Annotated in this window: 17 protein-coding genes and 1 tRNA gene; 10 read left to right on the forward strand and 8 right to left on the reverse strand. The window is 64.7% G+C overall.

Annotated elements, in window-relative coordinates:
- Nucleotides 1–180 precede the first annotated feature (180 nt).
- The gene (locus QRX60_RS17750; protein ID WP_286001885.1) at nt 181–501 is read left to right on the forward strand and encodes an RNA polymerase sigma factor; all 321 of its coding nucleotides are present in this window, start codon (nt 181–183) and stop codon (nt 499–501) included.
- A 461-nt stretch (nt 502–962) separates the two neighbouring features.
- Here QRX60_RS17750 and QRX60_RS17755 read toward each other — a convergent pair whose 3' ends face one another.
- From QRX60_RS17755 to QRX60_RS17780, 6 genes are all read right to left on the reverse strand, one after another.
- A complete protein-coding gene (locus QRX60_RS17755) occupies nt 963–2177 on the reverse strand; it encodes a hypothetical protein (protein WP_286001886.1) in 1215 nt (404 codons plus the stop codon).
- Nucleotides 2178–2213: 36 nt separating this feature from the next.
- Complete coding sequence (locus QRX60_RS17760; protein ID WP_286001887.1) at nt 2214–2981, reverse strand: hypothetical protein; 768 nt, start codon at nt 2979–2981, stop codon at nt 2214–2216.
- Between the two features lie 179 nt (nt 2982–3160).
- Nucleotides 3161–8152 (reverse strand): hypothetical protein, encoded by a 4992-nt coding sequence (locus tag QRX60_RS17765; RefSeq protein ID WP_286001888.1) that lies wholly within the window; start codon nt 8150–8152, stop codon nt 3161–3163.
- Nucleotides 8153–8583: 431 nt separating this feature from the next.
- Nucleotides 8584–8781, reverse strand: a complete 198-nt coding sequence (locus QRX60_RS17770; RefSeq protein ID WP_286001889.1) for a hypothetical protein — start codon at nt 8779–8781, stop codon at nt 8584–8586.
- Nucleotides 8778–9029, reverse strand: a complete 252-nt coding sequence (locus tag QRX60_RS17775) for a WhiB family transcriptional regulator (protein WP_286001890.1) — start codon at nt 9027–9029, stop codon at nt 8778–8780. Before QRX60_RS17775 ends, QRX60_RS17770 begins: the two co-directional genes overlap by 4 nt.
- 97 nt (nt 9030–9126) lie before the next feature.
- On the reverse strand, nt 9127–9303 hold the full coding sequence (locus QRX60_RS17780; protein WP_286001891.1) for a hypothetical protein: 177 nt from the start codon (nt 9301–9303) through the stop codon (nt 9127–9129).
- A gap of 313 nt (nt 9304–9616) precedes the next feature.
- Between QRX60_RS17780 and QRX60_RS17785 the strand changes: the two genes are divergently transcribed.
- From QRX60_RS17785 to QRX60_RS51605, 9 genes are all read left to right on the forward strand, one after another.
- Nucleotides 9617–9799 (forward strand): DUF2398 family protein, encoded by a 183-nt coding sequence (locus QRX60_RS17785; RefSeq protein ID WP_286001892.1) that lies wholly within the window; start codon nt 9617–9619, stop codon nt 9797–9799.
- A gap of 36 nt (nt 9800–9835) precedes the next feature.
- A complete protein-coding gene (locus tag QRX60_RS17790; protein ID WP_286001893.1) occupies nt 9836–10123 on the forward strand; it encodes a hypothetical protein in 288 nt (95 codons plus the stop codon).
- A gap of 125 nt (nt 10124–10248) precedes the next feature.
- Entirely contained in the window at nt 10249–11514 is a 1266-nt protein-coding gene (locus tag QRX60_RS17795) for a restriction endonuclease subunit S (protein ID WP_286001894.1), read from the forward strand.
- 219 nt (nt 11515–11733) lie between these two features.
- A complete protein-coding gene (locus tag QRX60_RS17800; protein WP_286001895.1) occupies nt 11734–13005 on the forward strand; it encodes an AAA family ATPase in 1272 nt (423 codons plus the stop codon).
- Nucleotides 13002–13685, forward strand: coding sequence for an RloB family protein (locus QRX60_RS17805; protein ID WP_286001896.1), 684 nt, complete (start codon nt 13002–13004; stop codon nt 13683–13685). Before QRX60_RS17800 ends, QRX60_RS17805 begins: the two co-directional genes overlap by 4 nt.
- 13 nt (nt 13686–13698) lie before the next feature.
- Nucleotides 13699–16203, forward strand: coding sequence for a type I restriction-modification system subunit M (locus QRX60_RS17810; protein ID WP_286001897.1), 2505 nt, complete (start codon nt 13699–13701; stop codon nt 16201–16203).
- Between the two features lie 20 nt (nt 16204–16223).
- Nucleotides 16224–19631 carry a type I restriction endonuclease subunit R gene (locus QRX60_RS17815; RefSeq protein ID WP_286001898.1) on the forward strand — a complete coding sequence of 1136 codons (3408 nt, stop codon included), beginning with the start codon at nt 16224–16226 and terminating at the stop codon, nt 19629–19631.
- On the forward strand, nt 19628–20362 hold the full coding sequence (locus QRX60_RS17820) for a M48 family metallopeptidase (RefSeq protein WP_286001899.1): 735 nt from the start codon (nt 19628–19630) through the stop codon (nt 20360–20362). Before QRX60_RS17815 ends, QRX60_RS17820 begins: the two co-directional genes overlap by 4 nt.
- Nucleotides 20340–20510 carry a DUF2399 domain-containing protein gene (locus QRX60_RS51605; RefSeq protein WP_408630271.1) on the forward strand — a complete coding sequence of 57 codons (171 nt, stop codon included), beginning with the start codon at nt 20340–20342 and terminating at the stop codon, nt 20508–20510. Before QRX60_RS17820 ends, QRX60_RS51605 begins: the two co-directional genes overlap by 23 nt.
- 295 nt (nt 20511–20805) lie before the next feature.
- On the opposite strand, the gene QRX60_RS17825 is transcribed toward QRX60_RS51605, so the two are convergent.
- Nucleotides 20806–20881, reverse strand: a tRNA-Arg gene (locus tag QRX60_RS17825).
- A gap of 50 nt (nt 20882–20931) precedes the next feature.
- Nucleotides 20932–22776, reverse strand: a complete 1845-nt coding sequence (locus QRX60_RS17830) for a tyrosine-type recombinase/integrase (RefSeq protein WP_286001900.1) — start codon at nt 22774–22776, stop codon at nt 20932–20934.
- Between the last annotated feature and the right edge of the window lie 354 nt (nt 22777–23130).

Genomic DNA, 23130 nt, shown 5'->3' on the forward strand with positions numbered 1-23130 from the left:
CGGCTGAAAGTGATTGTGGTGGAGGGAATCGATCATGGTAGGCGGCGAGGGAGATTCCGGGCCGTTCGTGTGGCGTGTGGCCGCGGTCCTCGGCGGGATTGGCGTGTAGGGGTGGCTTGCGCCCTGGCTCGCGTTCGCCTGCTGACGCTGCCGCACCGCGGCCTGCGGCGGTGATGGTCCGTGCGTGTCGAGCTCAAGACAGTCCTGCGGTCTCGCGCCAAGCCCGGCGACCGCAGCGACGAGGAACTGGCGCGGCAAGCTCGGGCAGGGGACGTCGAGGCATTCGGGGTGCTGGTGCAACGGTACTGCGCTGCGGTGTCGCACATGATCAACTCTCGTGTCGTCGACCCGTTCGAGGCGGAGCGCCGAGTGATCGAAGTCTTCTGCGCGACCTGGCGTGACCTGCAGCACCCGCTGTGTTCTCGCCGAGGGTTCCTCGGGGTCTTGGGCCACGCCGTCGCCCGGAACGTGGCCGATCTCGACCCACCCGCAGAACTGTGACGCTGTTCTGCGTCCAGGTGGAGGAAAGTTCCGAAAGCAAGGCATTTTTGGGTGCGGACCTGGGTATGTTCTCCGCGCGGGCCCGGTCGTTACCCTCCCCCCTCGACGACCGGGCCCGCATCCACGACATGGCCCGGCCAGCTAGCCAGCCCCGGTTGACCATCAGATGCGTTCGCGGCTGCGCGCGTAGGGTCCGTAGCCTCCCGAGAACAACTGGGTCGGATCGCGCCGCTCGGACCGGCGCTGGCGCGGCCGAGTCTCGGTGGACGACCGACACGTCGAGGTCGCGCGGAAAAACCGGTGAAGGCTTACTGACTTGCTCATTGGCTGGTTCGTGTGGCTGTGCGGCGCGGGCTGGGGACCCGCCCCTGTGCCGGAATTGCCCCGACGCGAGCCCAGCACACCGTATGCCCTGGTGGCGACCTCCTCGGACTCGTGACCTAATTGACCGTGGCTCTGCCTCAATCAGCCAGGAAGGCGGGGAGTTGCGGAAACTCCCAGCCGGACACGTCTTGCGGGAGCCACTCAGGCTCTGCTGCATACGCCGCCGTCCACCGCACCTGCTGGTCCGCCACATCATCGCGCAGAGCGACAACGACCGTCTCCCGGACGGTGTGTGCGTTGATAAGGCGTCGTAGGCCGCATCCGCTTGTCGAGCGAGTCGTCTGGTTTTCGGCCGTCGAGTCTGCCGCGCCGAGCGCTACGACTGGGCCGGACGAGAGGACGACACCGGCCAGGTGGCTGGCGCCGGCCAGGTCTGCGCGGAGGTTCGCTGCAACCCGGTCTACGCGCTCGGCCCAATCGAGCGTGGCGAACTCCGTGAACTGGAAGAAGCCGTCAAGGGCGTCAACGCGCAGCCAGACCGGCAACGCCCCTTCACTTTGACGGGCCTTGCCTTGGAGAGCCCGGCCGAGACGCCGCCAGCCGTCCCGAGTTGCCAAAGCACCGACGAACGTGCGCTCGTGTGTTGGCGAGCCAGCTCGGCGGACTTCGGCTCGTCCCATCGGTGACTCGATCCGCTGCACCTCGTGTTCGCTGCTGACCGTTACCGCCTCGATGGCAGCGAGCCACGCTGCGGTCTCGGCTTCGTCGCGGTGGTCGATCAGCTCCACCGCGATGCGTACGTTATGGCGGAGTTCGAGCGCGGTCACCGTTTGCCAGACGCGGTGTTCGTACGCTTCCCATGCCTGGTCAACGTCGGCACGAGCGAGGGAGGTGGTTTCGACCAGGAAGGGGGCGCCGCCTTCCGTCGGCGTGACCAAGAGGTCGGCCTTGTTGCGGCTGCCGCTGATTTCGGGCTCGAAGGTAATCGCCGTCCCAGCGCTTCGGAGGGCTCGATGGACTTCGAGTTGTAGAAGGGCGTGTCGCCAGTCAGTAGTGCTGACTCCCCGCTTGAGACTCCGCAGTACGGTCGTGAAGGTCGGCTCCTTGGTTGCGGACTCCAGCCGCATGACAAAAGCCAGGAACTGCGGCAGCGCCGCGGCGTGGAACATTAACAAGTTGAACTCGCTGGGCCAACAGCCCTTGCGTTCGAATTGACGACGCGGCCATGACGGGCCGAGCAATCGCTCTGCCTTGTCGATGGCCAGCCCAACGGCTGCGATGCCCTCCGGGCTGTACGGCGCGCGGGTGAGTCGTCGTCGAAGCGTGTCCCAGCTGGGTACCTGGTCATTCATCGGGCGATACTCTCAGGTCCGGAAAGAGAACGGCGTCTATGAGGCTGGGGCATCATGATCAGCGGCGTACCGGGCAGCGTGCTGAATCAGACTTTCGACGTGATCGAGGTAATCAGCCAGCTCACTGTCCGCCGGCAGAGGGCTTCCGTCGGGATCCCCATAACGTGCGAACGGCCGGGCCGTCAGAAGTCGCCTCATGGTCTGGTACCAGTCCTGTGGGCCGTTACCCAGGTGCGTGTAGTTGTTGAGCCACGCTTGGCGTGCACCGTGAGAGTTCCGCCCTTTGTGAGCGACATTCTGCAGCGACGTCATGGCCGTCACCGCGAGTTCTCCTGCCGCCAACGCCGTCTCCACCGTTGGGCCGAGACGTCCAGCAGCCAGCGTCTCCCGCGCGGTTGAGATGAATTCCGACGCCCGTTTGAGTAGTTCGACTGCGCGCTCGCGGTTGTAGCGGAAGTCGAAGGCCACTGCGCCCCCGCCTCCGGGAAGGAACGCGAACGCGGTCCATCCGGCGTTGGGCTCGATCTCGGCCGGACGCAGGCCCGAAACGTGCTCGACGTTTTCCGCGGTCACCGGTTCGCCCGATGCGACTGCGTCACGCACCTGAACCGTGGCCAGAAGCTCCGCTTGGTCGTTGAGCGTCACCTCGGGAGCGCCGTTCGGATGCAACACGACAAGAGCCTGCACGACCTCGTCGCGCGTGATGTCGAGGTTGCTCGCCTCGATGTGCGGCACGATCCAGAGCGTGAACATTTGATCTATTAGCGCGTCCGCGCTCAGCCCAGGTGGGTCCAGCTCGCTCACGGCAAGAGCGTATGCGCCACGTGCCCGGCACGACCACGAGATTTCGTCCCGCAAGCCCGACCACGACCGGCGAAGGTCACGCAACGGAGACCCGACGGCAAGGACCTGGGCGGCAAGGTTACGGGCGATATCGCGATCTCTGGTGGTGCTGTGTTGGTCGAGCTGGAGCACCTCGACGCTCATTCGACCCTCTGCTGCAGCTTGACGGCACGGTGATCGCCGTAAGCTGCTAGTCCGTCGACGAGCCGGTGCCAGCGAGCGATGCCCTGGACGTCGAGTTGTCCGGACCCGTGGACGGTTTTCAGCCACTCGGGCAGGACCCAGCACCGCCCTGCGATGGCGGCGTAGTCGCCGTTGATGGCGTCTTCCGCCCAGGTGAGCCCCGTTGTCGCCTGCCACGCGGGTGGGGAGCAGTTGGCGAGGTCTGCGACGGCATCGACAGCTTTCGATTCGCCGCGTGCGAGCTTCAGCCACCGGACAGCGAGATCGGCGATGTCGTCGGGATCCAACCAGCGGGCTCGAACTCGCTCCAGGGTGGCCGCGGGATTGGTGTCGCTGATGCCGATCTGGGGAGTAGGCAGAAGTCCGGCGAGTGCGCTCTCGCGCCAGTGGTGGCGGCCGGGGAGGCTGGCTCCGCTTTTTAGGGCATCGAGTGCGGTAGTCATGACCAGGCGCCAGACCGGAAGCAGCGACGTACGAAGGGCGTCGTCGTAGGTGAAGAGCTGGCGTAGGTCGTCGAGAAGCTCGTCGAGCGCTTGTGCATTGGTGGTGAAGGCACGCACATAGGACACTAGTGGCGTAAGGTCTCCGTTCACCGCGGTCTCGATCAGCACCCGGACCACACGATCCCGGTGGCGGTTGTGGTGGCGGCCATAGCCCTTTGTGGCCCAGTGGTCGGTCGCCCGTCGATGGGCGTCGAACAGCACGTCGCGCAGTTGCGCGGCTGTGGCCGCGATGCAACTGCCACTTCGGGCTGCGGTTGCGGCGGACACGAGGGGCGCGGTGAGCCGATTCACGAGGAGCAGCTCGGTGGGCACAGCCGGCAGGGTCGTCTCGTACGGCGGATCGAGTGGGTCGGTGAGCCGCTGTTGCGTCGCTTGATCCCAGCCACCGAGCCGGCAGTCGCGCAAGCCCTGCTCGACGGCGGCCCACGCGAGCTGGTGTCGGCAAGTTTCTGCAGGCGGGTTCGGTGTGCACGGTGCTGACCAGATTGGCCCGACGCCGAGCGCGAACACTGCTCGAACCTCGTCAAAGAGGCTGGTCGCGCTGGCGAGCAAGGCTTCCTCGATGCCTTGCCGGTTTAGTAGGATGTGGTCAAAAGCGGGCAGGAGCAGGGCGGGGAGAGCGACCGCGGCGGAGCGGTCGGCCCCGTCCGGGTCGATGGTCACGCTGCGGCTCAGCTCGCCGACCCGCGGGCTCGTCGCCACATCGATCAGGACGTTGGCCGCCCACCGCAGATCCTCATCGGGCAGCCGGGCGCGTCCTTGAGCGTGGGCGATGACCGAGGCGGCGGCGACGGCGGCGACCGGGTCAGCCGGGTGAGCTGGGCCACGGACGGCAGGGTGCTCGGCAAGGTCGCGAGCGAGCAGCAGATCGTCGACGAGCGTATCCACCGGGGCGACACGGTCTTCCGATCTCGTGTAGGTCTGGTGCAAGCGCAGCGCCATGTCGCCGCGAGCGAACTCCTCATGCGTGTGGGTAAGGCCAGCGGCGATGTCCTCCGGGACCGCCCACTCGAACCGGATGTGGCCGTCCTCGGTGCGGCTGAGGCGGTAGTTCTCCGCACGGAACTGGGCCGCCCACCCTTGGACCATGAGCAGGTCGGCGGCCTCGTCATCGGAGCCCGCGACCAGCTCGCGGGCCCGCTCGACCAGCTCGTCCCCTCGGGCAGCGAGGAAGGAGAGTCGATCGTGATCACCGGCGAGCATGGCCATCACGATCATTTCGCCGACCACGTTCTGGAAGCTGGCCGTGCGCCGGTGTCGACCGACCAGATCGGTGGGGTCTGGGCCTTGGGCGTGGAAGTGTTCACCGACAGCGCGAGAGGTCTCCAGGTGCCACAGCTCGGGGCGGACCAGCCAGCGATCGAGCATGTCGCCGGCGCGGTCGAGATGGCGGACCAGCAGACCGACCACCAAAGCAGGCATGGCCAGGTTGTGGCAGTCGCGCAGCAAGATCTCAGCCACGCGCGCCAACGGCACGCCGAGTGTGTCGACGAGCTCATCGGCGAAGCGCTCGACGGCCAGGAGGGCGCTCACGCACGGGTACGGGCCGACCGACGAGCCGCGGTACCAGGCCCACACGTGCTCGTCGCCCACGCAATGCCGGACTCCCACCCCAGGAAGATCCAGCTCGAGACCGAGCGGGGGAAGTTCGGGCGCATCGACGCCCGTCGGTTGGTCGGGGTTCGGGCCGACACGCACGATGGCAGCGCGGTCGAGCATCCTGTTGACCATCGCGAGCGCATCCACGGGGCGAGTATGAAGCAGCCGATAGAACGGCCCGAAGTACCACCCTGCAAAGGGAGGACCGCCACCACCTGCACGTGCGTGGTGGCGGATGCCCTCGTCGAGCAGCCCCCACGATCCCATGTGCTCCGCGTCATGCGGCTCGATGTAGTACGCCTCGGCCAGGGTGAGGAGCAGCTGCGGCTGGTACTGCGACAGGGCGATCACGGCGCCTACGGACTCCACCGCCGGTGCGAGGTACCCGCCGCCCTCATCGGCCTGTTTTCGCAGGAACGCCTCGGCGTTGTGATCCAGATCGGGGCCGAGCATGGCCAGTACTTCCACGGCGAACTCGTCGTGGTCCTCCGGCGAGGAGGCGAGCAGACGATCACGGACCCGCTGCCGAAGGGACAGCGTGCCAGCCTTGATCTTGATAAGCCCCCGCAGCCAGGCCAGCACCACCTTGCGGACCTGCTCGCCAGTGTCCCGGTCGTATCGATCATGCTGTCCGACCTCGGCGTCACCGCAGTAGGTCAGCGCGACGAGCGGACCCAGCGCCGCCGGGTCGCCCCACTCGTGGTCGCTGTAGCGGTGCAGCGCCAGGCGCAGCAGCGTGCGCAGGCCGGATCGCTGCTCGGCGAGCAGGCTCGGCCACGCTCGTCGCAGCACGGCTTCGGCGTCGCCGTGCGTCAGCATCGCCTCCAGCGGCACTTCGGCCCACCGCGCGCCATGTTGGTTGGCCAGCTGGTCGAACACCGCTTGCAGTCGGGCGCGCGGTGGCTCGGTGTCCTCACCGGCCGCACTGAGTGCGGCCTGACAAGCAGCCCGTGCAGCTCGCAACGCAAATCGTGGGGCGCCAGCATCGAGGAGTAGCTGCCATCCGTCGATGATCAGGAGCCGAGTAAGGGCGAGATCCCGCACCACATCGCTGGCGAAGGCGTCCCCAGAGTGCCAGGCGCTGGTCGGGCCGGGCGCGAGGAGCAACCCGTCCGACCGCAAGGACGGCAGCACGGTCGGATCCGGAAGCGTGTGGTTGCCGCCGGGCAGCAGGAGCGTTCGTGCCAGCGACGTCAGGGCACGCTCTCGGGCCTCCGGGGACGGGCCACCCGGCGGGTGCTCACCCCCGCGGCGGACGAGCTGGTCCCAGATAGCCGCGAACAAATCCGATTCCGAGAGCGGCCCGTCCGGCAGTCGCCAGGCGACATGTGCCCGGAGGAGCAACTCCACCAGGCCAGGTCTACCCAGCAGCCACGCGGCCCGCAGGTCTTGGCCGATCCGTGACAGGACCGGGAAGACGGCCGCGATCTGTTCGGCCTCACCCGGCAGCAGGCGTGGAACATGGTGCTCACGCAGGACTGCGCTACCCGCCGCAGCTTGTGCACTTCTCATCGCGTCGGCCACGGCGGCAGCGGCATCTTCACGGGTGACGGCGATGACACCGAGCCCGGCTCGCAACGCCGCGATGGTGAGTTCGGTTAGGAGGGTGCTGCGTCCCTCGAGCACGGATTCGACACCGTCGAGGACCAACAGCCGCGTCGAGGCGGTCGCGGTCGCGCTGAGCACCTCGACCAGCTGTCCACCAAGAACGGTTTCCAGGGTGAGCATGTCGGCGGGCAGGTCCTGCAAGCTCACCGAGGTCACTGCGGCGCCCGCCGCCGCCATGTCCTCGGCGGCTCGAAGGGCTAGCGCCGATTTCCCGACGTCAGGTTCACCACGCACGATCAGGATTGCGGGTCCCACCGCCGCCGCTTGCATCGCGGTCGCCAACGCGCTCCGCGCCTCGGTGCGCGGTATTTCAAGGACCTTCTGATCGTCAGTGAGGTTGAAGCGGGTCCGGTCGCGCAACCGTTCGGCGAGCCGGTCCAGAAGGCTCCACGACTGGGGGAACGAGGGCGATCGAGCCAGGGAGATCCCGGCCAAGTCGCGGCGTAGCAGCCCTTCGGTCACCTCAGCGCCAGCGGGCGCGTACTGACCGGTAAGTTCCGCCAGGCGCGTGAACAACTGGTCCGCCGCTGCCGGCGTTCCCTCACGGGTGGCCGGGCGTAGCTGGCGAACCGCGATCGTGCGGTCGGACTGGTCCGGGCCTTCCAGGCGCACTTCCAGCGGGCGCAGAGCCGACAGCAACCGCCAGGTGAGCACGTTGGGCGCGATCACCGTCGAGTCGATGTTTGCCCTCGCCGCAGCCGCCTGCACGAGCGTGTCGATGTGCCTGAGCCGAGCGCGGACAGCTTGGCTGGCCTCGCCAGGTTCTGCGACCTTGGCGCGAAACGCTGGCTCGTTGTCGGTGGCCTGGGCGATTGCACACAGGGCACGGAGTTGCCGAACTGCCGCATTGGGGCTGGCTACGACAAGGGCCAGACGCCACCGCCCCGCGACCACCTCCTCCCAATGCTCAGTCACCACCCGCAGGCTGGACGCGAACAAGTGCTCGGACGGCACCTCGCTCGCCACGAAAGCCGGTGCCCGGCGGACCCCGACGGACAACCGCCGGATCTCGCCATCCGGCACACGACCTTCGACGAGGACGTCATCCACCGGGCTGACCGCGCTGGCTTGGAACCGCACCATGATCGGTCCGGCGTCATCGCCCAACCCCGGCACGGGATCACCGGTCAGCAGGCAGCCCAGAACCGTGGCGGCATACCGGTGCTCGAAGACCGTCCCGCCGCCACCCGTCGAGTACGGCGATGCCGCCACCTGCGACCCGACATCGCCGATGGGCATGTTGCAAGACTACGTACCCGCTAGGAAGGAACCCTCGCGACTCACGGGGGCCTCATGCTGGACGCAAGACAGCAGCGAGCGCTACGGCATGCGACTCGTTCCTGCCGCTCGTGGTTCCGGACAGACGCTGACAGAGCGTGAGTGGGGCACTACGCACGGCACATCGAGGTTCACAGCCTAGTCGCGGCCCCAGCGGAGCGAACCATCACCGGCGTCAGCCCACAGCGAGGCGGTCAAGTCGCGCGGTAACGAGCTGTAGAGGCACAAGTAGGACAAACCGGACAATGCGCCCTAAGGCCGTCGCTCCTCGGGTGACAGTCCTTCCGTCCTTGCGGTGCCCCCGGCGGGAGCACCAAAGGATGGGAACAGGGCTGACCAGCGGTTTCAGGGTGGGTGCTTGGTTGTGCAGGCCAGTTTCGTCTTGTAGGGGGTCAGGTGATGCTCGCGTCCGGTGGCGCGCTGTTGCGGTCTTGGTGGTGCCACAGCAGTACGTCGCGGATGACCGCCGCCTGTTGCCTGCCAAGGCGCTCAGCTTCGGCGCCGTCAACGAGGTTGATCTCGAAGTTGACGTCCGTGGCCTTGTGTTGCTGGCGGCGGCTCCGCTGCGTGGAGTTGGGCGTTGTGGTCACGCTGCGACCTGGGCATCAGCGTGTCTCAAAGCTTGGCGGTCCGCCCGGTCCATGCCGCCCCACACGCCGTAGCGCTCGTCATTGGTGAGTGCTGTGATGGCACAGGTGAGGCGGACCGGGCACAGGCGGCAGATCGCTTTGCAGTCCACCGCAGCATTGCTTCCCGGCTCGGCGTCGATCCAGTCGACTTCTCGGTCGGCGTTTCGGCATGCTGCGTGCACGTGCCATTTCGGTGCACGCAGCTCCATGAGCGTGGTCATACGGCCGGACGGAGAGGGCCGCCGAGTAGGTAGTCGGCGAGGTGTCGGGACGCGGTGGTGAGTTCGGAGGCGACCTGGTAGCGGCTCATGCCGTGTCGCTTGGCCGCGGTCGTCCGGTTGTCGTGGTCGAGGAGACTTCGGAGACGAGGTCGGCCTGCTGAGGGGTGACGACGCCGGAGAGCATGGCGCCGGCCAGGACGAGGTCCGGGTGGCCGCCTGCTGAACGGAGATCGGCGACGTCGGTGAGGTCGGATCGCGTCATCGCCCGTCGCCGCTCGCTGTTGCAGGCTTCATGCCCGCGTCGGAACGCGGCCCAGTAGAGCTGCCCGTACACCTTCCGCGCCCGCGCGTCGGCGACGTCGAGCGCTTCGAGGAAGCCGGCGCCGTCGATGTCCTGTTGGCCAGCAGGACACGAGCCTGACCGGGTTGTCCTTTGACGAGGTGGCTGCCGGTGTTCGCGTTCGCCTAGCCTAGGGGCGCTGCGGCCGACCGGTCATGACGACGAGGATCAGCGCGAGGGGGGCGCACCGCCGTGAGTGGTCAGCGCCACCGCGTCCTGACGTGGTGGCGCTGAGATGGCCGGTTGGGTGGTCGAGGAACGCGCGGAAGGGATGGCGCTCATCGCCGCCGATGAGACGGACATAGACCTGCCGTTCCCGAGGCTGCGTGCCGCCGACTTCGCCGCCTTGATGGTCCTTGACGAGCTGGTGCGGACGCACGGTGCAGGTTCGGTCATCACTGCCGACGAGCTTGGTTGAGCGGCCACTGCGGTCCGGGAGCGGCACTCCAAAGCGTTGATCAACGACTTGCGCATGGGCGGCGCCGTGGAATTCACGGCACAGGATCTGCTGGGAGCGCTGGACCTGTTGCGTCCGACCGGAGCACCGGACAGATGGCGGCTGACTGCCGCAGCCGCCCGCTACCGTGACCCGCGGGTGGTCGCCGTTAACGCGAGGCTTGAGCTGGCTGGCTGCCTCGTCTCGGCAGGCGCTGTCGTGGTGCAGAGGAGACCTCTATACCGGCTAGGCTCGCTGACCGGCACCGAACTCGCAGGCTCATCAGGCGTCCACCGCTTCCTGTGACTCGGCTGTCAACCTTGATGTGGAGCGGGGTGATCAGTCCGAATCGTTGCCGAGGCCTGTTGTGCAGGCGCGTGGTCAACGGGCATATCCTATCTTCACCTTGAGTGGGAAGGCTAAAACTAAGCATGGCTTCACGTAGTCGTCTGGTCCAAGGAAGATCAATACCTGATCGCTGGACTGTTAGTCCGCTGCACGCGCTCCTTGAGGAGGAATTCGCGGGCGCATGGGGTGTTGAACCTGCCGCGAAGCCCGAAAATGTAAAAGTGTTGCGGTCGACTAATCTGGATGACGACGGGCATTTGGACTATACTTCAGGCGCTCTGCGGCTATTTGCAAGCCGTGATCTCCATGAGAAGCAGTTGAAAACTGGGGATTTGCTGTTGGAATCCTCGGGTGGTGGCCCAGGAAAGCCTGTTGGGAGGGTTGCGTTTTTTTGTGACCCGCATGATGGTTGGAGATACAGTGTGTCGAATTTCTTTCGCACACTACGTCCGGGCCCGGCTGTAGTGCCCAAGTATCTGGCGTACTGCCTGTCGCATGTCTATCGGCAACCGTCAATATGGCAGTTGCAGCAACAGACGACCGGTATTATCAATCTGAAGTATAGCGATTACCTCGATCAGGACGTTCTTGTCCCCCCGTTAGGGGAGCAGAAAAGGATTGTTGAGGCGCTCGACGCCGTGGGTGAGTCGATTCGATCTGCGGGGCGTCACCTTGCAAAGATGGAGGCTATGGGGCGCGGATTGCTTGCGGGTGTGTTCAGTGCTGGTTCGGGGGAGCGAGTTGGATGGACGTCTTTCAGGGTAGGCGAGCTGCTTAATGGCCGCCCTAAAAACGGGTACAGCCCGAAGGCTGGGAACGGGTTTTCTGGTACCTACATGCTTGGTCTGGGTTGTCTGACTGTAAATGGTTTTTCTGCAACGCAGTTGAAGTATGCTCCTGGTGATGATCCCGCAGTCGGACGTGCTGTGTTGACAGACGGTGACTTGTTGATCGGGAGGGCTAATACCCGTGATCTAGTCGGCATGATAGGTCGATATGCGGACATTGGCTATCCGTGCATTTATCCCGATCTCATGATGCGCCTCCGTGTCGGCGATAAAGTACTCCCGGAGTTTCTTGAGCTCCTGCTTCGGTCTGACGACTGTAGGCGTCAAATTCAGGCGCGGGCTTCGGGCACCTCAGAGAGTATGGTGAAGATCAGTGCTGATATCGTGTTGAATCTGACTGTTCGAGTTCCGTCGATTGCTGAGCAGCAGCGAATTCTTGATATGAATAATTCTCTTTCCGTGGCGGTGAATGATGCGCGATTGGAGATAGCGAAACTTCGTCGCTTTAGTGATGGGATGATGGATAGCCTATTGACGGGTCGGACACGCATCGAAGTCTGATGAGTTCGGCTGACAAATCGTGCGTCCAGCTGGTGTCTACCTCCTGAGGTTCTCGATCGAGTGATGCCATGCACACATCTGGGGTCGTAACTACCTGTGGGTAGCCCGTCCGGTCTATACTGCGACCAGGGCAGATGCCGGATTTTCGGCCCTGGTCTGCAAGTCTTCGACGTGAGACACTGCAAAAGACGGTCCGATCACGGGTGAAGGAGGTGAACCGTGCTCCTGAGGTTCCGTGTCGCCAACTACCGCTCGCTCCGCGACGAGCACGAGCTGTCGTTCGTGGCCTCGGACGTCGACGACGAGATCGTCCGGCACACTGGGGTCGAGTCCGGCGGCAAGGAGATCGGTGTCATCCCCGCGGTAGGGATCTTCGGCGCCAACGCCTCCGGCAAGTCCAACCTGCTCAGTGCCCTTGTAGCCATGCGCGCAGCCGTACGTGACTCGGTGGCGGATTGGGCACGAGACGAAGGTGTGCCGAGGGACCCGTTCGCACTCGATCCCGCGTGTCGACGCGAAAACACACTGTTCGAGGTAGACCTTCTGCTGGGCCAGACCAAGGTTCGCTACACCTACGGCTTCGAGCTGTCAGATGAGCGCGTCGAAGCTGAGTGGCTCCATGCCTACCCCGGCGGTCACAAGCAGGTGTGGTTCGACCGCGAGGCTGATCGAGCCGGTGGCGAGGAGTTCCGGTTCCCCAACGAGAACCTGCGCGGCGCCAAGAAACTTGTCGAACTGGCAAGGCCGAACGCCCTGTTCCTCACTGTCGGAGCGAGCTTCAACAACAAGCAGTTGCGGCCGCTCCACCGGTGGTTCACCAACAACTTCTGGGTGGTGGCTTCGGATGACGCCGGCGTCGCCCAGCGCAGTGACTATACCAGAGAGCGGCTCGTCGATCCGAAACGAGGAGACGACTACCGGAAGCGCGTCGAGTCGCTGCTGCGAGTCGCGGATCTGGGAATCGTCGGGCTGGACATCGACGAGGCACTGCCGAACGACCAGCAGGTCAAGCTGCTGCATCGTACCGGACGTGGCAAGCCGCTCCCACTCGACTTCCGCACCCAGGAATCGCTCGGTACGCACGCCTGGTTCGCCTTCCTTGGCCCTGTGCTGGAGATGCTGGAACGAGGCTCGGTGCTGCTGGCCGACGAGCTTGACTCCAGCCTGCATCCCGTCCTTGCCGCCGAGGTCGTCCGGCTGTTCCAAGATCCAGACGCGAACCCGAACGGTGCTCAGTTGCTGTTTACCACCCACGACGCCACGCTCTTGGGTAAAGGCGTGGTGGGGCGTCCGCTGAGTCGCGACCAGGTGTGGATCACGACAAAGCGTGGTACTGGCGAAACTGAGCTCTATCCGCTTACCGATGCGGGCCCGCGGACCACTGACAATTTGGAACTCGGCTACCTGCGTGGGCGCTACGGTGGCGTGCCACGGGTGACGGCCGGCGAGCTGGCCCGTGAGGTGACGGAACTCGTGTCGGGGGGCGTGTGAGCAGGCGCAGCAATCCGCACGCGGACAAGCCACTGCACAAGACCAAGGGTGCTTCACGCGAGCATCGCGTCATCTATGTCGCGGTCGAGGGAGAACGCACCGAGGTCGACTACCTCACGTACCTCAAGAAGGATCTCCTCGACTCGAAGCGGATCACGCTGCACGTCCTGGCCAAGCGGAACGGGATGAAGCCTCTCGAGGCTGTCGACTACGTTCTCGCTCAAGCTGAGGATCCGCGGCGCGACGAGCTCTGGGCGATGTTCGACCGCGACCAGCACGAGGGAATTCCGCAGGCGTTCGACAAGGCCAGCGCGAAGAACGTCAAGATCGCCTACTCCAGCCCCTCGTTCGACCTGTGGTTGCTCCTGCACTTCACCGGGTTCAACTCGGGGCGGCAGAGCGGATCCAGCACCATCGTGCACGAGCAGCTGCGCAGGCAGCGTGGGTTTGAGACGTTCGACATCCGGGGCGACAAGAGCGTCAGAGGCGAACGCGTCGAGGCACTGCGGGACAAGCACGAGATCGCCGCACGCAATGCGAAGAAGCTGGCGAACGACTGCCCAACCACGACATGCTCCGACCAGGCCGGACACGACGACGATCACTGTCCGCCGCTGAGGCGGGATCCGTGTACCGACGTGTGGCAGCTGCTCGTCTCCCTGAAGATCATCGACGCCTGAGTAAGGTTCGCACGTGGCAAAGCTGACTCTCTCCCAACTGGAACGGCATCTCTTCACCGCGGCGGACATCCTCCGCGGCAAGATGGACGCCTCCGAGTACAAGGACTTCATCTTCGGGATGTTGTTCCTGAAGCGGTGCTCGGACGAGTTCCAGCCCGAGTGGCAGCGCGTCTACGAACTGATGATGGATCGCACCGACAACGACGTTGAGCAGTCGCTGGCCTGGGCGAACAACTCGGACGCGTATGCGGAACACATCTACGTCCCTCCCCACGCCCGCTGGTGGAAGGGGCCGCACCTGCGCAGTGCCGGCGACCAAGCCCCGCCGAAGGGGCTGAACCAGCTCACGGTCGCGGACACGGTCGCCACGGAGCTCGACAAGGCGATCGCCAACCTGGAGAGCCACAACGGCAACAGCCTGCGTGGCGTGCTGCGGCACATCCAGTTCAGCCGGGAGACCGGCCAGACGAAGCTGACCAACCGTGAACTGGTCGACCTGATCCACCACTTCGACCGGTACCGCCTCCGGGACATCGACTTCGAGTTCCCGGACATGCTCGGCGCGGCCTACGAGTACCTGATCGCCGAGTTCGCCGACTCTGCCGGCAAGAAGGGCGGCGAGTTCTACACGCCGCGCTCGGTGGTGCGGATGATGGTGCGGCTGGTTGACCCGCAGCCGGGCGACAGCGTCTACGACCCATGTGCGGGCTCAGGCGGAATGCTCTTGCTGGCCAAGGAGCACGTCGAGGAGCACGGTGGCGACGTTGAACAGCTCGCCCTCTACGGCCAGGAGAAGAGCGGCACCTCCTGGGCGATGGCGAAGATGAACCTTCTTCTGCACGGGGCCCGAGATGCCGATCTTCGCAACGGTGACACGCTCGAGGAGCCGTTGCATCGTGACGGCGACAAACTGAGGCGGTTCCGGAAGGTTCTCTCCAACCCGCCGTTCTCGCTGAACTACCGGACCGAGGACGTGAAGTTCGCCGACCGGATGATGTTCGGGTGGGCCCCGGAAACCGGCAAGAAGGCCGACCTGATGTTCGTCCAGCACATGGTCGCCGTGCTGACGCAGAACGGCATCGCCGCGACCGTAATGCCGCATGGCGTCCTGTTCCGCGGCGGAGCAGAGCGCACGATTCGCGAGAACATGCTTCGTTCTGACGTCATCGAGGCGATCATCGGCCTCGGCCCGAACCTCTTCTACGGCACCGGGATTCCCGCCTGTGTGCTGGTGTTGCGTAGCCCAGGCGGCAAAACCGACCCTCGCAGACAGAAGAAGGTCCTGTTCATCAACGCCGACCGTGAGTACACCAGCGGTCGGGCGCAGAACGAGCTGGGACCGGAGCACGCCGAGAAAATCGTCAGTACGTACAGGGACTGGCAGGAGATTCCCGGCTACTCGCGCGTCGTGACGGTCGACGAACTGCTGGCCGACGACGCCAACCTGAACATCCGTCGCTATGTCGACAACGCACTGCCTCCTGAGCCACAGGACGTGCGGGCGCACCTCCACGGTGGCATGCCCAAGGCTGAGGTCATGGCCAAGGCCGATCTCTTCTCCGCGTTCGGCGTGGAAGCGCAGGTGTTGTTCGCCGAGCGGGAACCCGCCGATCCGGACTACTACGACTTCCTACCGGAAGACGCGAAGGTCACCGCAGAGCGGATCACCCAGCTCGCCGCACAGCGCGAAAGCGACCTCAGAACCGCCTATCAGCAGTGGTGGGACGAAGAGGCCAAGCTCATCGTCGAACTGCCGGAGCACAAGAAACTGATGCTCCTACGTGCCGACCTGCTCAGCGGCTTCACCGGCGCGCTCGTTCCGCTGGGAGTGCTGGACGAGTTCACCACCGCGGGCATCGTCGCGGGATGGTGGATGGACAACCGTCACGATCTCAAGGCGCTTGCCGCAGGTGGATTCGAGCGGGTGCTGGACGGTTGGGTCGACACGATCGAGGCCATGCTCGAACCGGTCGAACAGCCAAACGGCAAGCTCAAGCAGCCGACCGCCGTCGAGCGCCGTAAGGCGCTTGATCACCCGGTTGTTCCCTACCTGCTGCCTGACTTCCTGGCGGAGCTGGAGAAGGCGGAGGCGGAATACGCAGAAGCCGATGCCGCGCACAAGGCCGCAAAGGCTGCACTTGACGGCGGTGACGAGGAGGAAGCGGACGACGCCGAGGAGTCCGAGGTGACCGCGGAAGAGGTGGCCCGGCTCAAGAAGGTTGCCACCGCTGCCCGGTCCAAGCGCACGAAGCTGGAGAAGCTGTTCAAGGAGCAGCTCAAACTGGCTGCTCAGCGCGCGCCTCTCGAAGGCAATGTAACTGACATCGTGCTGCGGGTGTTCGAACGAGACCTTGCGCGTCGACTCGACAGGTATGTCGCCGCAGGACGTGCGGAGCTCGTCGCCACGTTCAACCGTTGGAGTGACAAGTACCGCGTGCCGCTGTCACAGCTGGAGGCCGAGCGTGATGCCGCGACACGCAAGCTCGCCGAGTACCTCACTCAGCTGGGTTACGCATGATCAAGGCTAAAGTGTGACGAATGCGGCACCCGGAACGGGACGAGGTCGAACGGCCCCTGATCGATCAGCTGGTGGCGATGGGGTGGACCCATCTGCCGTACGCCGGCCCAGGCGAGGGACGGCAGACCTACAGCGACGTGATCCTGCTGGACCGCTTCCGCGACGCGGTACGTGCGATCAACCTCGGCCCGAACGGGCAGCCCTGGCTCGATGAGGACCGGCTCACCTCGATAGTCAACCGAGCCGTCCGCGATCCAGAACCCGGCGTGCAGGGCAACATCGCCTTCACCGAGCTGCTGACCGGTGCGGCACTCACCGTCGAAGGACTCCCGGACTGGGACGACGGTGTGCGTCAACCGGTCAAGCTGGTGGACTGGGCGAACCCCGAGCGCAACGAACTGCTCGTCGTGTCGCAGTTCAGGATCGACACCTTCGATGGGCGACGGCCCTACATCGTGCTCGACCTGGTGCTGTTCGTGAACGGCCTGCCGTTCGCGGTGATCGAGTGCAAAGACCCGGGACCGACCGCGGTTGACGAAGCCATCGCCCAACTGCAGGGCTACGTGGCCGACGCGCCGGACCTGGAGAGGTTCGCTCAGCTGCTCATCGCGACGGACCGTGAAACGGCGCAATACGGCACCATCACGTCGCCGCCCGAGTACTTCGCCGCCTGGCGGCTGGTCGAGCCTGGCATCGAGCAGACCATCCGGACGGAGATCGGCAAGCCGGAAGGGCAGTCGCTCCACAGCCAGGAGATCCTCGCCGGAGAGATGTTGCGACCGGCGACTCTCCTGGAGTTGATTCGCGACTTCACCGTCGGTCAGGTCGTCAGCGGCCGCCAGGTGAAGATCGTGGCCCGGTGGCAGCAGTTCCGTGCAGTCCGCCGCATGGTTCGTCGCCTGGCAGAACGTCGGCGAGCTATCTCCGCCTCGGCCGCACCGGATCCCCGTGGCGGCGTCACCTGGCACACCCAGGGCTCCGGCAAGAGCCTCACCATGTCCTTTCTGGTGCGAGTGCTGCGACAGCACGACGAACTGCGGGGCTTCAAGGTCGTTGTCGTCACGGATCGGCTCGACCTGGAAGAGCAGATCCTGAAGAGCCTCGGTACTACCGGGGAAACGCCTCGGCGCGCGAAGTCCGTCGTAGACGCGCGCAGGCACCTCGCAAGCGACACGCCAGATCTGGTGCTGGTGACCATTCAGAAGTCCCGCGACGAGGACTCGGATGACGACGTCGACGAGACCGGTGAGAAGGCCGACGCTCCATCGCTCAACGCCAGCACGGACATCATCGTTCTGGTCGACGAGGCGCACCGGTCGCACTCGTCGTTTCAGCACGCGAGGCTGCGCGCCAACCTGCCGAACGCGGTGCTCATCGGCTTCACCGGCACGCCGATCCTCAAGGGGGACAAGAAGACCACTCGCGACATCTTCGGCCCGTTCCTCGACGTCTATGCATTGAAAGACGCGGAGAAAGACCGAGCTGTCGTCCCCATTCGCTACGAGTCACGGGAGATCCCCGGTGCGGTGATCGACCGGGCCGTTCTGGACGCGGGTTTCATGGCGTCCGTGCCGGTGGACGATGCGGACCGGGAGAGGCTCGTCAACCAGTTCGCCCGGCACCGCGAGGTCCTCGAGGCCGCCGAACTCATTCGCGCGAAAGCGGACGACATGCTCCGCTACTGGGTGCGGAACGCGTTGCCTGACCGCTTCTCTGCTCAGGTCGTCGCAGTGTCTCGAAAGGCCGCGGTTCGCTACCGTGAAGCCCTTCTGGAGGCACGCCAACGACTGCTCGCCGACGTCGACGACCTTGGCCCGGCCGTTCTGCACGACCCGATGGCGTGGGAGGAAGCCGATGAGCGGACGCAGACCCTTCTTGAGGCTGCTGAGCACCGTGAACTGCTGAGTCGGATCACCGCGGTGGCGGTGATTTCGAGGGGCACGACGACGGAGGACGCGGACTGGGAGGAGTGGACGAGTTCGGACCGGCACCGCGAGTACATCGCGCGGTTCAAGGACGGTCTCGGTGATGTTGCGGAGCTGGAGCCGGATCTGACATGGGAGGCTCATACCGGCGCGCTGCACCACGCGCATCCGATCCAGCGTGGTGGCGACGAACCATGGCGTCGAAGCGTTGAAGACGCTGAGCCTGACACCGAAATCGCTCCGGCCACCGCGAAGTCTTCTGTCGCGCCCATCGCCTTCATCGTCGTGAAGTCGATGCTGTTGACGGGTTTTGACGCGCCTGTCGAACAGATCCTTTTCGTGGACCGGCCGATCCGCAAGAGCGCTGAGTTGCTGCAGGCGATCGCGAGGCCCAATCGCCCTCGCAAGCACAAGTCATTCGGTCTCATCGTGGACTACGTCGGCATCTCGGCGGATCTGGTGCGGGCGCTCAACGAGTACGACACCGATCACCTCGACGAAGTCATCGGTGACGCCGACTCCCGCTCGTTTATGAAGCCGCTGGACGAAGCGGTTGTGCCAGAGCTGCTGCTCCAGCACAACGCTGTAACGAACTTCCTTGCCCAGCACGGAATTCGCGCGGTGAGCACGCCCGAAGAGCGTGAGGAGCTGCTCTCTCGCCTCGACGATCCCGAGTTGCGGGCCGAGTTCGACGACGTCACCAAGTCGTTCCTGACTGCGCTGAACGCGGTACTTCCTCGTCCAGAAGCCCTGAAATACCAAGGAATTGCCCGCAATCTCGGCATCGTTCAGTACCTCGCCCGCCGGCGCTACCGGGATGCTCGCACGCACTTCAGTCCGTATCGGTACGGAGCCAAGATCAGGCAACTCATCGATGCACACATTCGTGCGGAAGGCATCCTTCAGCGCATCCCACCGGTGGAAATCACGGCGGCGGACTTCGCGGAGAAGGTTGACGCGCTTCCCGACGACCGGGCTCGCGCGCTGGAGATGAAGCACGCGATGAGCGAGCACATCAGCACTCGGATGGCTTCGGACCCCCATACCTACCGACGGCTGAGTGAACGGCTCGACGAGATCCTCCAGCAGATGGAGCAGGACCACGACTTTGGCCAGACCTATCTGGAACTTGTCGGGTTGCGCGCACAGACGTTGGCCGAGGAAGCGGCCACGACCGAGCTCGGGCTTGACCGGTGGACGGAGAAGCCGATCTACAGTCTCCTCGAGGAGGCAGCGGCGAACCGGAAACCGGGTCTTGCGCACATCGACATCTTCACGGCTGCACGAGGGTTGGCACTCCAGATCAGCACCGAGGTGTTGAGGCCGCACTTCCTCTACAACGGTCACGTGCGAGACACCGCGCGCAAGCGGCTGATCAACACCCTTGTGGTCGAGACTTGTCTGGCTCCATCCGAGGCACAGCATGTCGCGGACAAGTTGGTCGATCTGGCCACGAGTAACCGCGAGCGTTTCCTGCGGCTGGCTGATCGGCCGCGGCAATGACCCACGTGCTGGACACAGCGGTTCGTGAGGCGGCCCTGCCGCGCCACTGGGCGTGGCGGGTGGAGGTTCGGCCCCGACGCCGCACACTCGGGTTGGATGTGCTGCCAGACGGGATGATCGTGATCGCGGTCCCGGCACGAATCACACCGGCAGAGTTGACTAACGCTCTCCAAGATCGCCGCCTGTGGCTGGCCAAGGCGGTTCGCCGTCGCGCAGAGCTGGCTGCTGATCATCCGGCCAAGGACCTGGTGGACGGGGAGGGGTTCACATACTTGGGGCGTCACTACCGCCTGCTTCGAGTCGCGGAGCAGACGATGCCCGTGAGGCTGCACGGCGGCTGGTTGCAGTTGAGCAAGCAGGCGGGTGGCCCCGAGATCATCGAGTGGTATCGGACGCGTGGGCAGGCGTGGCTCACGGAACGGGTGCGATCGTGGGCCGGTCGAATCGGTGTCGCGCCGCCGCAGGTGATCGTTCGCGATCTGGCAACTCGATGGGGACTGCGTACCCGTGACGGTTCGGTCGTCTTTCATTGGGCGACCATTCAGCTACCGCCGGATCTGTTGGACCTGGTGGTTGTGCACGAGTTGGTCCACCTGGTCGTGTCACGCCACGACGATGAGTTCAGACGTCGGCTGACGATCGCGTTGCCTGACGTTGCCGACTTGGAGTCGAGGTTGGCCGACGCTGGTCGCCGCGTGTGGATAGGCGATCTCCGGGCGACTCCGTTTTGAGGCCGGATTCTCTACCGTCGGATGCACGACCCAGGCACGGCCAGACTTCAATCCGGCCGGGTTCACTATCGCCGATCAAGTGCTCTCGTGGCATCTAGCGCGATCTTGGCGTTTCGACGCGAGAACGTATGCCGGGGAGTGCAGTTGAGCGGTCATCACGACGCGCCCGTCGAACTTGCGACTGCCGTCGTAGGACTAACGGAACGTTCACGACCTCACGCGCGTTGTGGTGCACGAGGAGCGTGAGCTAGCTCTGCTGATGGCCGACCTTGCGGTTGTAGCGCGCTCTGTCGATCAGTAGCCCCGGTAACGCTCTTGATTTCGGAGCGTAGAGCCCCCGTAGGAGACCAAGGGGAACAGGGATGACCTGCAGGTTTGCGTTTGCTCACGAGGTCAGCCCCGTTAGGGGAACGGGGCTGAGCTGCGGAAACACTTGATCACTGTGGTGCCCCCGGCAGGAATCGAACCTGCGACACCGACTTTAGGAGAGTCGTGCTCTATCCCCTGAGCTACGAGGGCGTGTCCCCAACTCTAGACGATGTTGAGGTCGTCGCGCACGGGGTGGTCAATCACAGCGCTACGAACGTTGCGATGACTTCCCCAGTAGCGTGACCGCGGACGATCAACTCGTAGTCGTCGATGGTGATGTCCCTGCCGCCGTGCCGCCGTGCGGCGCCAAGCAGCAAGCGCCTGAGCTGGGCAGGATCTGCGGGATCGGCCTCGGCCAGGAAGGTCTTTACGGGATCGGCGAGGTACATAAGTTGCAGGTCGAGCAACGCAGTACCCGTTGCTCGGACATCGGCCTTGGTCTGTTCAGTCAGTGCACGCGGCCCGGGCGTGGCATCTGCGACGGTTGGCTTGTCGGGTTCCAAGATCAGCGGGCGCTTCCCACGCCCTCCCTCGGAGAGCAGCCCCCATGCTCGCAGCAGCCCGGCTGCCCGGTGCGCGGTCCCGACGCTGACGCGATGGGTCGCGGCGATCTCCTTGATCGAAGGAGCGACGCTGCCGGGCTCCAGGTCGCCATCGATGATCGCTCGGCGCATCGTTGCGGCAATGTGCTCGTACGGAGCGCTGGGTCGTGTCTTGGCGCGTTCGACCGGGCCCTCGAGAGTTGGTCGAGCAGGCATGCTGGCCCTGAGTTCCCCTGCGGCTCGTTGATCAGCCTCCGACTTCCACGCTGCGTAAACGCGGAGGGTTGTAGTACCTCCGCCGGCGTGCCCGAGTCGGCCCGCAACGGTCCGGATGTCGATGCCCGCCGCGATGAGTTCGGTCGCGTTGTAGTGCCGCAGCGACTTCATCTGCGTGTTGATGCCGAGAGAACGGACCATGCGACGGTAGCGCTGGGTCACCGAGCGGGGCTTCAACGCAACGGAGTGGTCGGCGGTCAGCGAGAACATAAACGCGTCGTCGTCAAGTTCGATTCCTGCGGCCTGCGCGATGGCCTCGACGTGGGCCCAGTACTCGGCAAGCATCTCGTTGGTCTCGTCGTCAAGGACGACATTCCGGCGAATGTGGTTCTTGATGTCCTTCTCGAAGACGTCGTTGCGAACTTGCGCAACGGCGCGCCGAAGATAGATGACCTTGCGTTCACTGTCCCAGTGTCGTCGACGTATGGCGATGACCTCACCGCGGCGAGCGCCGAGAATCATGGTGAGCCAGACGTACATTCCCCAAGCCAAGTCGCGGCGGTACGCGTCTGCGACGATGATTGCAGCTTCTTTCGGGCTGGGCGGATCTGGCTCGGGAAGGACTGGCTCGGGCGCTTTGAGGCCGGCGAGCGGGTCAATTGACCACCAGTCCCATTCAAGCGCTTCGGAGTAGGCGCCGGTGAGGATGAAGTGAATCTTTCGTACCGTGCTGGTCGCTAGGCCGACGCATGTGTGTGGCTTGCATCGCGCATCGCAGACGTGCTTTACGCGCGTGCGATGGTCGACGAGATTGGCTTCCTGGCAGTGAGTTCGGCACCGGTAGCACTCGGCGTAAAGTTTTTTGAGTAGGTTTTTCGGCTTTTTTCCAGCCTTCTCCTTTCCTATGATAGGAATAATGTGCAGGTCGATGAGCTCCTGGTCGCGGGCGAGTGTGGTGCGAGCGATCTTGTCGCCGATCTGACGCTCAGCTTGATAGCGATCAAGCAGGTGTGCGACTGAGGCATTGGTTTTCGCGTGACGATCTTCGATGACCTGATTGAGTAAACGCGTTAGCGCGTTGTCGGCCTCGCGCCTCGCATTCGGGCCCGCCGGGATAGTCTCGGTCGGCCGGATGCGCTTCCTGGTGACGGGATCGAAGCCGCCGTCTACGCGGACTCGGATGCTCCCGCTCGGAAGGACATCGGTCGTGCCCTGCGGGGCTCTCAAGCGCCCGGCGCGCCCCTTGGTGACGCCGGACCTAGTGCTTCCACCTCGTGACCTGGTCATGATCCAATTCTAGACCCGTTTTGGGTCATGAAATGGGTCACGCAAGCCGGGTGGAGGCGGATTGCAACCCTGTCACCTGCACAGGCGCGAGGGGTTCGATCCTGGGACGACCGCTTTAGGAGAGCGGTGCTCTATCCCCTGAGCTACGAGGGCCTGCTGCTGCCGAGGCAAGCTTAGCCTGCCGAAGCACGACCCAGCAGCAGGGGCACGGATGGAGCAGCCCGACCTCCGTCGTCACCCAGGTGAGTGGTTCTGCGGGGTGACCGGGCTCTGGGATACACCCTGCCGGACGGCCCACCGCACCTGACCTGGACGGACCAGTCGGTCACCTGGTCGTGTCTGGTTTCGAACTGC

Origin of the sequence: Amycolatopsis mongoliensis (assembly GCF_030285665.1) — a bacterium.
Classification (GTDB): domain Bacteria; phylum Actinomycetota; class Actinomycetes; order Mycobacteriales; family Pseudonocardiaceae; genus Amycolatopsis; species Amycolatopsis mongoliensis.